9 protein-coding genes are annotated in these 12,150 nt (G+C 73.9%); 6 read left to right on the forward strand and 3 right to left on the reverse strand.

What is annotated here, in order from left to right; translation table 11 throughout:
• Window positions 1-27: 27 nt before the first annotated feature.
• From ACWIX7_RS16010 to ACWIX7_RS16030, 5 genes are all read left to right on the forward strand, one after another.
• The gene (locus ACWIX7_RS16010) at window positions 28-1,659 is read left to right on the forward strand and encodes an NADH-quinone oxidoreductase subunit M (RefSeq protein WP_448617441.1); all 1,632 of its coding nucleotides are present in this window, start codon (window positions 28-30) and stop codon (window positions 1,657-1,659) included.
• Entirely contained in the window at window positions 1,659-3,206 is a 1,548-nt protein-coding gene (nuoN, locus tag ACWIX7_RS16015) for an NADH-quinone oxidoreductase subunit NuoN (protein WP_448617442.1), read from the forward strand. Before ACWIX7_RS16010 ends, nuoN begins: the two co-directional genes overlap by 1 nt.
• Window positions 3,206-4,264 carry a polyprenyl synthetase family protein gene (locus ACWIX7_RS16020; RefSeq protein WP_448617443.1) on the forward strand — a complete coding sequence of 353 codons (1,059 nt, stop codon included), beginning with the start codon at window positions 3,206-3,208 and terminating at the stop codon, window positions 4,262-4,264. The genes nuoN and ACWIX7_RS16020 overlap by 1 nt, the downstream gene beginning before the upstream one ends.
• A 31-nt stretch (window positions 4,265-4,295) precedes the next feature.
• Window positions 4,296-5,465: a PQQ-dependent sugar dehydrogenase gene (locus ACWIX7_RS16025; protein ID WP_448617444.1), complete on the forward strand. Its 1,170-nt coding sequence runs from the start codon at window positions 4,296-4,298 to the stop codon at window positions 5,463-5,465.
• 92 nt (window positions 5,466-5,557) lie between these two features.
• Complete coding sequence (locus tag ACWIX7_RS16030; RefSeq protein ID WP_448617445.1) at window positions 5,558-6,775, forward strand: PQQ-dependent sugar dehydrogenase; 1,218 nt, start codon at window positions 5,558-5,560, stop codon at window positions 6,773-6,775.
• Here ACWIX7_RS16030 and ACWIX7_RS16035 read toward each other — a convergent pair.
• A complete protein-coding gene (locus tag ACWIX7_RS16035) occupies window positions 6,762-7,439 on the reverse strand; it encodes a pyridoxamine 5'-phosphate oxidase family protein (protein WP_448617446.1) in 678 nt (225 codons plus the stop codon). The genes ACWIX7_RS16030 and ACWIX7_RS16035 overlap by 14 nt on opposite strands.
• 86 nt (window positions 7,440-7,525) lie before the next feature.
• On the opposite strand from ACWIX7_RS16035, the gene pdxR reads away from it, so the two are divergent.
• Window positions 7,526-8,899, forward strand: coding sequence for a MocR-like pyridoxine biosynthesis transcription factor PdxR (pdxR, locus tag ACWIX7_RS16040; RefSeq protein WP_448617447.1), 1,374 nt, complete (start codon window positions 7,526-7,528; stop codon window positions 8,897-8,899).
• Between the two features lie 188 nt (window positions 8,900-9,087).
• Here the strand turns inward: pdxR and ACWIX7_RS16045 are convergent, their stop codons facing one another.
• Window positions 9,088-10,176: a 2-oxoacid:ferredoxin oxidoreductase subunit beta gene (locus ACWIX7_RS16045; RefSeq protein ID WP_448617448.1), complete on the reverse strand. Its 1,089-nt coding sequence runs from the start codon at window positions 10,174-10,176 to the stop codon at window positions 9,088-9,090.
• The gene (locus ACWIX7_RS16050; protein ID WP_448617449.1) at window positions 10,173-12,116 is read right to left on the reverse strand and encodes a 2-oxoacid:acceptor oxidoreductase subunit alpha; all 1,944 of its coding nucleotides are present in this window, start codon (window positions 12,114-12,116) and stop codon (window positions 10,173-10,175) included. The genes ACWIX7_RS16045 and ACWIX7_RS16050 overlap by 4 nt, the downstream gene beginning before the upstream one ends.
• Window positions 12,117-12,150 lie beyond the last annotated feature (34 nt).

Here is a 12,150-nt window from a genome sequence, read left to right on the forward strand (position 1 = left end):
GTACCGGACCTTCGGAGGGCCCACACCGTGAGTGACTTCCCGTTCCTGCTCGCGATGATCGCCGTCCCGGCGGTCGGGGCGGCCGCCGTCGCCGCCCTGCCGAAGGGGCGCGACGGGACCGCCCGGCAGCTCAGCCTCGGCGTCAGCCTGGTCGTGCTGCTGCTCGCCGTGCTGGCGACGATCGCGTTCGACGCCGGCGGTGCGCGGTTCCAGCTGACGATGTCGGTCTCCTGGATCCCCGACTTCGGCGTCGACTTCGCCCTCGGCGTCGACGGCATCGCCCTGGTGATGCTGCTGCTCATCGGCGTGCTCGTGCCGGTGGTCGTGGTCGCCTCGTGGCGGGACGAGCCGACCGGACGGCGCTCGATGCGGGCCTTCTGGGCCTGGCTGCTGCTGCTCGAGTCGTTGATGGTCGGCGTCTTCGCCGCCACCGACGTCTTCCTCTTCTACGTCTTCTTCGAGGCGATGCTCGTCCCGATGTACTTCCTGATCGGCAGCTTCGGCGGGCCGCGACGGCAGTACGCGGCGGTCAAGTTCTTCCTCTACAGCCTGGTCGGCGGGCTGATCATGCTGGCCGCCGTCATCGGGCTGTACGTGGTCAGCGCCAACGAGCTGGGCGAGGGGACGTTCGCCTTCGACGCGCTGCGGCAGATCGAGATCGACCCGGGCGTGCAGAAGCTGCTGTTCCTCGGCTTCTTCGTGGCCTTCGCGATCAAGGCGCCGCTGGTGCCGTTCCACACCTGGCTGCCCGACTCCGGTGCCGAGGCGCCGATCGGCGGGGCGGTGCTGCTGGTCGGCGTCCTGGACAAGGTCGGCACCTTCGGGTTCATCCGCTACTGCCTGCCGCTGTTCCCCGACGCCTCGCGCGACCTCGCGCCGTACGTCCTGGTGCTGGCCGTGGCGGGCATCCTCTACGCCGCGCTGCTGGCGATGGGGCAGTCGGACCTCAAGCGGTGGGTGTCCTACACCTCGATCGCGCACTTCGGCTTCATCGCGCTGGGCATCTTCGCCTTCACCACCGAGGCCGGCACCGGCGCGGTCCTCTACATGGTCAACCACGGCATCGCGACCGGGCTGCTGTTCCTCGTGGTGGGCATGCTCATCGCCCGCGGCGGCTCCCGGCTGATCGGCGACTACGGGGGTGTCGCCAGGCAGGCACCGCTCCTGGCCGGGACGTTCCTCGTCGCCTGTCTGGCCGCTCTCGCGCTGCCGGGCACCAACAGCTTCGTCAGCGAGTTCCTCGTGCTGATCGGCTCGTTCCCGACCCGGCCGGTGTTCACGATCCTGGCGACGGTCGGCATCATCCTGGCCGCGCTCTACGCGCTGCTGGTCTACCAGCGCACCATGCACGGCCCGCCGCGCGGCGTGCTCCTCGAGCCGGCGGCGGGGACCCCGGCGCCCTCCACCGGGACAGGTGGTGGGGCGACCACCGCCACCCTCGAGGCCCCGGCGGCCGCGGCGGCCCGGCTGCGGGTGCGTGACCTCTCCCGGCGCGAGCTGGCCGTCGCCGCGTCGATGGTCGCGATCATCATCGCGCTGGGGTTCTACCCGCAGCCGCTGATCGACCTGATCGAGCCGGCGGTCGCCGCCACGATGAGCGACGTCGGGGCCGACCCGGCCGGCGTCTCGCCGCAGGCTCCCGCCGAGGGGACGGACTGATGATCGAGGCCCCGGCCATCTCCCTGGCCGCGCTGGCACCCCTGCTGTTCGTCTTCGGCGCCGCGTGCGTCGGCGTCCTCGTCGAGGCCTTCGCGCCGCGGGACGTGCGCCACCCGGTGCAGGTCGCCGTCGCCCTGGTCGGCACCCTGGGCGGGCTGGTCACCAGCCTGCTGCTGGCGGGGGAGCGGCAGGTCACCGCGGGTGGCGCGCTCGCCGTCGACGGCCCGGCGGTCTTCCTGCAGGCCACCATCGCCGGGCTCGGCGCGCTGTCGCTGCTGCTGTTCGCCGAGCGCTCGCTGGACCCGGCCCGTTCGGCGTTCGTCGCCGCCGCCGCGGTGCCGGCGGGCAGCCCGCGCGACCGCGAGCTGATGACCGCCACGCGGGTGCAGACCGAGGTCTACCCGCTGACCACGTTCGCCATCGGCGGCATGATGCTGTTCGTCGCGGCCAACGACCTGCTGGTCATGTTCGTCGCGCTCGAGGTGCTCAGCCTGCCGCTGTACCTCATCAGCGGGCTGGCCCGTCGCCGGCGGCTGCTGTCGCAGGAGGCGGCGGTCAAGTACTTCCTGCTGGGCTCCTTCGCCTCCGCGTTCTTCCTCTACGGCCTGGCGCTGGTCTACGGCGCCACGGGCAGCATCCGCCTGTCGGCCATCCGCGAGGCGTCCGCCTCCGAGGCCGGGGGCGGCGTCCTGCTGGTGCTCGGCCTGGCCCTGCTGGTGGTCGGGCTGATGTTCAAGGCCAGCGTGGCGCCCTTCCACGCCTGGACGCCGGACGTCTACCAGGGCGCCCCCACGCCGGTCACGGCCTTCATGGCCGCCTGCACCAAGGTCGCGGCCTTCGGGGCGATCCTGCGCCTGCTCTACGTCGCCTTCGGCACCAACGAGTGGACGTGGCGGCCGCTGGTCTACGGCATCGCGATCGTCTCGATGGTGGTCGGCGCCGTCCTGGGCCTCACCCAGACCGACCTGAAGCGGATGCTGGCCTACTCCTCCATCGCGCACGCCGGGTTCCTGCTCACCGGCGTCATCGGGTACGGGAGCGGCGCCGACGGCACCGGCTCCGGGCTGGGCGCGACGATGTTCTACCTGCTGGCCTACGGGCTCACCACGATCGGCGCCTTCGCGGTGCTGACCCTGGTGCGCGACGGCGACGGCGAGGCCACGCACCTGTCCCAGTGGGCGGGTCTGGCCCGCCGCTCACCGCTCACCGCGGCGGTCATGGCGCTGTTCCTGCTGGCGCTGGCGGGCATCCCGCTCACCAGCGGCTTCACCGGCAAGTTCGCCGTCTTCCGGGCCGCGATCGACGACGGCGCGTGGCCGCTGGTGGTCGTGGCCCTGCTGGCCAGCGCCGTGGCGGCCTTCTTCTACGTGCGGGTCATCGTGCTCATGTACTTCTCCGAGCCGGCCGTCGACGGCCCGACGGTCGGCGTCCCCGGCCTGCCGACGACGGTGGTGGTCGCCGTGACGGTCACTGCGACGGTGGTGCTCGGCGTCGTCCCCGGGGCGGTGCTCGATCTCGCCGAGGGGGCGGCTAGATTCGTCGGTTGATGACCGGAGCCAGCGCCGCCGTCGGCGGGGAGACCTCGACCGACTCCTGGCAGCGGATCTCGACCCCTGCCTCGACGATCGGCCCGTGGCTGCCCGAGGGCGACCTCGGCGCCCGGCTCGCCGAGGGTCTGGGCCGGGTGGAGGAGGCGCTGCTCACCGCCGTCGGCAGCGAGCACGCGTTCGTGCGGGAGGCGGCCGGGCACCTCGTCGCCGCCGGCGGCAAGCGGTTCCGCCCGCTGCTGGCGCTGCTCGCCGCCGAGCTCGGGGACCCGCGCGCCACGGGCGTCACCGAGTCCGCGGTGGTCTGCGAGCTCACCCACCTGGCCACGCTGTACCACGACGACGTCATGGACGAGGCCGCCGTGCGGCGCGGGGCGCCCAGCGCCAACAGCCGGTGGTCCAACAGCATCGCGATCCTGACCGGCGACTTCCTCTTCGCCCGCGCCTCCGACCTGCTCGCCGACCTCGGCCCGGAGGCGGTGCGCATCCAGGCGCGGACCTTCGAGCGGCTGGTCACCGGGCAGATCCGGGAGACCGTCGGCGCCCAGCCCGGCGACGACCCCGTCGCCCACTACCTCGAGGTGCTGGCCGACAAGACCGGCTCCCTGGTGGCCACTGCGGCCCGCTTCGGCGCCTCCTTCGCGGGGGTGGACGCCGAGCTGGTCGCCGCGCTGACCGCCTTCGGCGAGGAGGTCGGCGTCGCCTTCCAGCTCTCCGACGACCTGCTCGACATCGTCAGCCAGGACGGCGCGTCCGGGAAGTCACCCGGCACGGACCTGCGGGAGGGCATCGCCACGCTGCCCGCCCTCTTCGCGCTCGCCGGCGACGACCCGGCCGAGCAGCGGTTGCGCGAGCTGGTCTCCGGGCCGATCACCGACGACGCAGAGCACGCCGAGGCGCTGGAGCTGCTGCGCTCATCGGCGGCCCTGCAGCGGGCCACCGAGGTGCTGCGCGAGTACGCCGACCGGGCGCAGGCGCGGCTGTCCAGGGTCCCCGAGGGGCCGGTCCGCGGGGCCCTCTCGGCGCTGTGCGACTACGTGGTCACGCGCACCAGCTGACTCAGCCGCCGGCGAGGTGCATGCTGGCGGGGTGCGCTGGCGCTGGCTGATCGGTCTGCTGGCCGTACCGCCCCTGGCCGCAGGCGCAGTGGTACCGGCGCAAGCCGCGGTGGCCCCGGTGCCGATCGCCGCCGCGGCGCCGGTGCTGGAGGTCGCGGTGGTCGTCGACGGCCTGGACCACCCGTGGGACGTCGCCCAGGCCCCCGACGGCACCCTGCTGCTCGACGAGCGGGCCGGTGGCCTGACCGCGGTGCTGCCCGACGGCGCCGTCCGCAGGCTCGACGCCGACTTGGCCGACCTGTTCGTCCTCCGCGAGACCGGCCTCATGGGCCTGGTCCTCGACCCGGCGTTCCAGACCAACCGCCGCTTCTACACCTGCCAGGGTGCACGCGACGGCGACTCGGTCGACGTCGAGGTGATCGCCTGGACCGTGGATGCCGAGTGGCGCACGGCCATCCGGGTCGCCGATCCCCTGCTCGACGGCATCCCCGTCAACGAGAGCGTCGGCCGGCACAGCGGCTGCCGGCTGCGCTTCGACCCGACCGGCGCCCTGCTCGTCGGTACCGGGGACACCACGGTGGGGACCACTCCGCAGGACCTGGGCACCCTCGCCGGCAAGGTGCTGCGGATCGACCCGGCCACCGGTGCGGCGGCTCCCGGCAACCCCTTCGCCGGACAGCCGGGCGCCGAGGCCCGCGTGTGGACCTACGGCCACCGCAACGTGCAGGGCCTGGCCGTGCGGCCCGGCTCCGGGCAGGTCTACGCCGCCGAGCACGGCCCCCGCCGGGATGACGAGGTCACGCTGCTGCGACCCGGGGGCAACGGTGGCTGGAACCCCGTCGGCAGCGGCGGCTACGACGAGAGCGTGCCGATGACCGACCCGGCGCTGCCCCACGTGATGCTGCCCAGCTGGGCCTCGGGCGATCCGACGATCGCCCCCAGCGGGTCGACCTTCCTCACGGGGCAGCGGTGGGGCGATCACGAGGGGCTGCTGCTGCTCGGCGTCCTCAGGGGACAGGGCGTGCTGGCCCTGCGGCTGGCCGACGACGGGACGCTGCTCGAGCAGTTCCGGCTGCCCGAGCTGGAGGGGGTCTTCGGCCGCATCCGCACCGTCCAGCAGGGTGGGGACGGTGCCCTGTACGTCACCACCGACAACGGCGCGGACGCCGACCGGCTCCTGCGCGTCATGCCGCGGGCCTGAGGCGGCACCGGGTCACCTGACCCGGTCCCGGACGCGGCCTGGTCCAGGCGGTCCGTGCGCCCCTGGTTGACCCGCGGGCGGAGAGTAGGGAGGTGCGCCCTTCCCTGACCGGGCTGATCACCGGGGTCCTGCTGCTGTCCGCGTGCTCCGCGACGGCCGGCGAGGGGCCCGACGTCGCCGCGCCGACCACTCCTGCGCCGACCACCGTCACGCCGACGACGTCCCCACCGGCGCCCGCGACGCCCGAGCCGGCCCCCGCCCTCGACATGGCGGTCGTCGCCGAGGGGCTGGACCACCCGTGGGACGTCGCCCAGGCCCCCGACGGCACCCTGCTGCTCGACGAGCGCTCCGGTGGCCTGACCGCGGTGCTGCCCGACGGGACGGTGCGCGAGCTGGCGGCCGATTTCGGCGACCTGTTCGCCACCGGGGAGACCGGGCTGATGGGCCTGGTGCTCGACCCGGGCTTCGCGCGGGACCGCCGCTTCTACACCTGCCAGGGCGTCGAGGAGGACGGCGGCGCGGAGATCCAGGTGACCGCCTGGACGGTCGACCCGGGCTGGACGACGGCGACCCGCGTCGACGACCCGCTCATCGACGACATCCCCGTCAACGAGCGCATCGGCCGCCACGGTGGCTGCCAGCTGCGGTTCGACCCCACCGGGGCCCTGCTGGTGAGCACCGGCGACATCGCGGACCCCGATACCGCACAGGACCTGGGGAGCCTGGCCGGCAAGGTGCTGCGGGTCGATCCGGCCACCGGTGAACCGGCCGCGGACAACCCGTTCGCCGGGCAGCCGGGGGCCGAACCCCGGGTGTGGACGTACGGGCACCGGAACGTGCAGGGGCTGGCGGTGCGCCCCGGCTCCGGTCAGCTCTACGCCGCCGAGCACGGCCCCGATCGGGACGACGAGGTGACCCTGCTGCAGCCGGGCGGAAACGGCGGCTTCGCCCCGGTCGGCCCCGGCTACGGCGAGTACGTGCCGATGACCGACCTGGCGCTGCCCGACGTCCTGCCGCCCAGCTGGGCCTCGGGGGACGCCCGACTCGCCCCCTCCGGCGCGACGTTCGTCGAGGGCGCGCAGTGGCAGGCGTACGAGGGGCTGCTGCTGTCCGGCCTCCTCAGGGGACAGGGGGTGCTGGCCCTCCGGCTGGCCGACGACGGCACCCTGCTCGAGCAGTTCCGGCTGCCGGAGCTGGAGGGCACGTACGGCCGCATCCGGACCGTGCAGCAGGGCGGGGACGGTGCCCTGTACGTCACCACCGACAACGGCGACGGCGAGGACCAGTTGCTGCGGGTCACCCCGCGCTAGCCGGCCCCGACATCCGCTGCCGGATCCGCTCGGGGACGGGCGTGTCCGCCGGCAGGAGCGGGCAGGGCTCGGGCTCGCCGACCACGGTGCGCAGCGGGAGGACACCCGCCCACACCGGTGCGGACAGGTCCCGCTCGTCGTCCCCCGGTGGGCCGGTGCGCACCTTGACGCTGGCCTCGGTCAGGTCCAGGGCGAGCAGCGCGGTGGCGGCGAGCTCCTTGCGGTCGGGCCGACGGGTGGCGGCCCAGGAGCCCGGGGCCAGGTGCTCGGTGAGCGCCTCCAGGCCGAGCAGGTGCTCCTCCGGGTCGGTCACCGGCCGGGCCACCCCGTGCACGACGGCGCAGCGGTAGTTCATGGAGTGGTGGAAGGCCGAGCGGGCGTAGACGACGCCGTCCACGTGGGTGACCGTGAGGCAGACCGGCGCCCCCGCGGCCGCCGCCCGCAGCGTCGCTGCGCCGGTGGAACCGTGCAGGTACAGGGTGTCGCCCCGCCGTCCGTAGCCGGTCGGCAGCACCACCGGCGAGCCGTCCAGCACGACGCCCAGGTGCCCCACCAGGTCGGCGTCCAGCACCGCGTACAGCTCCGTGCGGTCGGTCCGGGCGCGCGTCGCTCCTCGGCGGATGGTGCTGCGGGGCGTGGGGGAGAGCGGCGGTGCGGTGTCCATGGGACCACCGTGCCCGCGCGCGTGGCCTTCTCCCAGGGCCAATACGCTGCCATTCCGGGAGGCCACCGCGAGGGAGGAGGTGCGGCGTGGTCGACGTGCCACCGCTGGTCCTCGACCGGGCGTCCGGGACGCCGCTGTCGGTCCAGCTGGCCGACGCGCTGCGGACGGCGACGGTGGACGGCATCCTCCGCCCGGGCGACCGGCTGCCCTCCACGCGCGAGCTCGCAGTCGCCCTCCGGGTCAGCCGCACCGTCACCGCCGCCGCCTACGACCAGCTGCTGGCCGAGGGGTGGGCGGACGGGCGCCGCGGTGTCGGCACCTTCGTCGTCGGTACGGCGACCGGGATCCCGGCACGAGCCTCCGCGCCACGGCCGGCTCCCCGGAGCACGCCGCCGCCGATCGACCTGCGGGCCGGCGCGCCCTGCCTGGAGGTCCTGGAACGCGCCGCCTGGCGGCGTGCGTGGCGTGCGGCCGGGGACCCCGCCCCCGACGTCGGCCCCGAGCCGGCCGCGGACCCGGCCTTCCAGCGGGCTGTGACCGAGCACCTGCTCCGGCACCGCGGTCTCGCCGCTGCGCCCGGCGACGTGCTCGCCACGGCGGGGACCTCGGCCGCGGTCGCGGAGCTGGCCCGGCTGCTGCCGGCCGGTAGCCGGGTGGGCGTCGAGGACCCCGGCTACCAGCGCGTGGTCGGCGCGCTCCGGGACGCCGGCGCGACGGTGGTGCCCCTGCCGGTGGACCGCGACGGCCTGGTGGTCGAGGCGGTGCCCCCCGGCCTCGCGGCGGTGTACTGCACGCCCGCGCACCAGTACCCGCTCGGGCGCCGGCTGTCCGCGGCCCGCAGGCTCGCCCTCGTCGCCCGTGCCCGCGCGGAGGGCTGGTGGGTGCTGGAGGACGACTACGACGGCGAGCTGCGCTACGACGTCGCGCCGCTGCCGCTGCTGGGCGCGCTCGGGCCGGACGTCACGGTGCACCTCGGCACGAGCAGCAAGATCGTCAGCCCGACGCTGGGGGTGGGCTGGCTGGTCGCCCCGCCGGAGCTGCGCGCCGCGCTGGTCACGCGGCGGACGGCGACCGGCACCCGGCCCGCGCGGGCGGGGCAGCGGGTGTTCGCCGCCCTGGCCGCGAACGGGGACCTCGCCCGGCACCTGCGCCGGCTCCGACGCGAGCTCGCGGCCCGCCGCGAGCAGGTGCTGGCGGCGGTGGCCGCCGGTGGGGTGGAGGCCGAGGGTGACCCGGCCGGCGCGCACGTGCTCGTGCCGCTGCCCGACCTGCGGGTCGAGGAGGCGGTCGTCGCCGCGGCGGCCGAGCAGGGCGTCGCGTTGGACGGACTCGGACGGCACTGGACGAGGCCCGGTCCGCACGCGGCCGGACTGGTCGTGGGCTTCGCCGCGCCGACCCGCGCCGACCTCGGCCGCGCCCTGCCGGTGCTCACCGGGGCGCTCCGGGACGTGTTGGGCTGAGACGACGACCGGCCCGCCTCCCGGGAGGGAGACGGGCCGGTCGTGACTCTGCACGGGCTACGGAACGGGGGCCGCCCTGCGAGGCGCTTCGACGAGGAGGCCCGGAGGGTCCCCGAGGAGGAGCGGCAGCGGCTCAGCGCACGCCGGGACGGCACGTGGCCGCGGTGTCGTCCGGTAGGACGACAGTGCTATTGCACGGTCCAGGTGTCGTTGCCGCTCAGCAGCACGCCCAGGTCCGCCGGCGAGGAGGTGCGGGCCTCCTCGACCTGGTCGGCCATCATCCGGTCGTAGGTCGGCTTCTCGACCGACCGGAAGACGCCCATCGGGGTGTAGCGGAGGTCCTGGCTGGACAGCCGCGACAGCGCGAAGGCGTACGACGGGTCCTGACGGGTGGCGTCGTGCACCACGATGTCGTCGGCGCCCACCTGGGCGGTCTCGGCGATCCGCAGGCCGCCGAACTCGTCGCGGACCACGCACGAGGCGCCGTCCGGACCGAACACCAGCGGCTTGCCGTGCTCGAGCGGGATCGACCACTGCACGCCGGTGGTGGGGTCCTTGAGCAGGTCGAACGCGCCGTCGTTGAAGATGTTGCAGTTCTGGTAGATCTCGACGAGCGCGGTGCCCTTGTGCTCGGCGGCCTGCCGCAGCACCTCGGTGAGGCCCTTGCGGTCGGAGTCCATGGCCCGTCCGACGAAGGTGGCGTCGGCGCCCAGCGCCAGCGACACCGGGTTGAACGGGTGGTCCAGCGAGCCCATCGGGGTGGACTTGGTGACCTTGCCGACCTCGCTGGTGGGCGAGTACTGGCCCTTGGTGAGCCCGTAGATCCGGTTGTTGAACAGCAGGATCTTCAGGTTCACGTTGCGGCGCAGCGTGTGGATCAGGTGGTTGCCGCCGATGGACAGCGCGTCGCCGTCCCCGGTCACGACCCACACCGACAGGTCCGGGCGGGACGCCGCCAGGCCGGTCGCGATCGCCGGCGCGCGGCCGTGGATCGAGTGCATCCCGTAGGTGTTCATGTAGTACGGGAAGCGCGAGGAGCAGCCGATGCCCGAGACGATGACCATGTCCTCGCGGGCGATGCCGAGGCTGGGCAGGAAGCTCTGGACCGCGTTGAGGATGACGTAGTCACCGCACCCCGGGCACCAGCGCACCTCCTGGTCGGTCTTGAGGTCCTTGGCCTTGAGCTGGGTCTGCTTCTCGCCCTGGGTGTCCAGGGACCGCGCGATGGCGTCGGCGATCGGGCCCTCGGCGGGCATGCCGAGGTCGATGGTGGTCACGGGGTGCCTCCGGTGGTGGAGTCGATGACGTCCTGCACGACCGCGGCGAGCTCGGCGGCCCGGAAGGGCAGCCCGCGCACCTGGGTGTGGCTCTCGACGTCGACGAGGTACTTGGCGCGCAGCAGCATCGACAGCTGCCCGAGGTTCATCTCCGGGCAGATCACCCGGTCGTAGCGGCGCAGGACCTCGCCGAGGTCGGCCGGGAACGGGTTGAGGTGGCGCAGGTGGATCTGCGCGACCGACCGCCCCGAGTGCCGGATGCGCCGGCACGCGGCGCCGATGGGCCCGTAGGTCGAGCCCCAGCCGATGACGGCGACGCGGGCCTTCTCCCCGTCGGGGCCGTCCGGGTCGTCGACGTCGGTGGGCGGGATGCTGGCCGCGATGCCGTCGACCTTGGCCTGGCGCAGCCGGGTCATCAGGTCGTGATTGGCCGGGTCGTAGGAGATGTTGCCGGTCTTGTCGGCCTTCTCCAGCCCGCCGATGCGGTGCTGCATCCCCGACGTCCCCGGGATGGCCCACGGGCGGGCCAGGGTCTCCGGGTCGCGCAGGTAGGGCAGGAACTCCGGCGTCCCGTCGGCGGTGGTGCCGTTGGGCTCGGTGGCGAACTCCACCGATAGGTCCGGCAGCTCCTCGACGTCCGGGATCTGCCAGGGCTCGGCGCCGTTGGCCAGGTAGCCGTCGGAGAGCAGCATGACCGGGGTGCGGTAGGTCAGCGCGATCCGTGCGGCCTCGAGCGCGGCGTCGAAGCAGTCGGCGGGCGAGCGCGGCGCGATGACCGGCACGGGCGCCTCGCCGTTGCGGCCGAACATCGCCTGCAGCAGGTCCGACTGCTCGGTCTTGGTGGGCAGCCCCGTGGAGGGGCCACCGCGCTGCACGTCGACGACGACCAGCGGCAGCTCGGTCATCACCGCCAGGCCCAGCGCCTCGGACTTCAGCGAGATCCCCGGCCCGGACGTCGTCGTGACGCCGAGGGCACCGCCGAAGGACGCACCGATCGCCGAGGCGATGCCGGCGATCTCGTCCTCGGCCTGGAAGGTGCGGACGCCGAAGGACTTGTGCCGGGACAGCTCGTGCAGGATGTCCGACGCCGGGGTGATCGGGTAGGCGCCGAGGAACACCGGCAGGCCGGAGCGCTGCCCGGCCGCGACGATGCCCAGGGCCAGCGCCTGGTTGCCGGAGATGTTGCGGTAGCGGCCCGGCGCCATCGGGGCGGGCTTGATCTCGTAGGAGACCGCGAAGGCCTCCGTCGTGTCGCCGTAGTTGTAGCCGGCCCGGAAGGCGGCGATGTTGGCCGCGGCGATCTGGGGCTTCCGGCGGAACTGGCGCTCGAGGAAGCGGACGGTGCCCTCGGTGGGCCGGTGGTACATCCAGCTCAGCAGGCCGAGGGTGAACATGTTCTTCGAGCGCTCGGCCTCCTTCTTGCCGAGGCCGGAGTCGGCGAGCGCCTCGAGGGTGAGGCTGGTCAGCGGCACGCTGACCAGCTGCCAGCCGTCGAGGGAACCGTCCTCGAGCGGGTTGGTGGCGTAGCCGACCTTGGCCAGGTTGCGCGGGGTGAACTCGTCGGCGTCGACGATGAGCAGCCCGCCGCCGGGCAGGTCGGAGAGGTTGGCCTTGAGCGCGGCCGGGTTCATGGCGACCAGCACGTCCGGGGCGTCGCCCGGGGTCATGATGTCGTGGTCGGCGAAGTGCAGCTGGAAGGAGCTGACACCCGGCAGGGTCCCCGTGGGAGCGCGGATCTCGGCGGGGAAGTTCGGCAGCGTCGACAGGTCGTTGCCGAAGGACGCCGTCTCGCTGGTGAAGCGGTTGCCGGTGAGCTGCATGCCGTCGCCGGAGTCACCGGCGAGCCGGATGACGACGCGGTCGAGCTCGACGACGCTCTTGACGAAGGGCGTCGAGCTCCCCGCCGTGCTGGCGACGACGGACGGGTCTGTCGTGGTCATCAGTGGTGCACCTCCACCGACCGAGGTTACGTGT

The sequence above is a fragment of the Geodermatophilus sp. URMC 65 genome (assembly GCF_053502545.1).

What these genes read in the sequence shown, in the direction of transcription:
- nuoN (WP_448617442.1), top strand. Translation starts at nt 1,659, where the DNA reads ATGATCGAGGCCCCGGCCATCTCCCTGGCCGCGCTGGCACCCCTGCTG.
- ACWIX7_RS16020 (WP_448617443.1), top strand. Translation starts at nt 3,206, where the DNA reads ATGACCGGAGCCAGCGCCGCCGTCGGCGGGGAGACCTCGACCGACTCC.
- ACWIX7_RS16035 (WP_448617446.1), bottom strand. Translation starts at nt 7,439, where the DNA reads ATGGACACCGCACCGCCGCTCTCCCCCACGCCCCGCAGCACCATCCGC.
- ACWIX7_RS16050 (WP_448617449.1), bottom strand. Translation starts at nt 12,116, where the DNA reads ATGACCACGACAGACCCGTCCGTCGTCGCCAGCACGGCGGGGAGCTCG.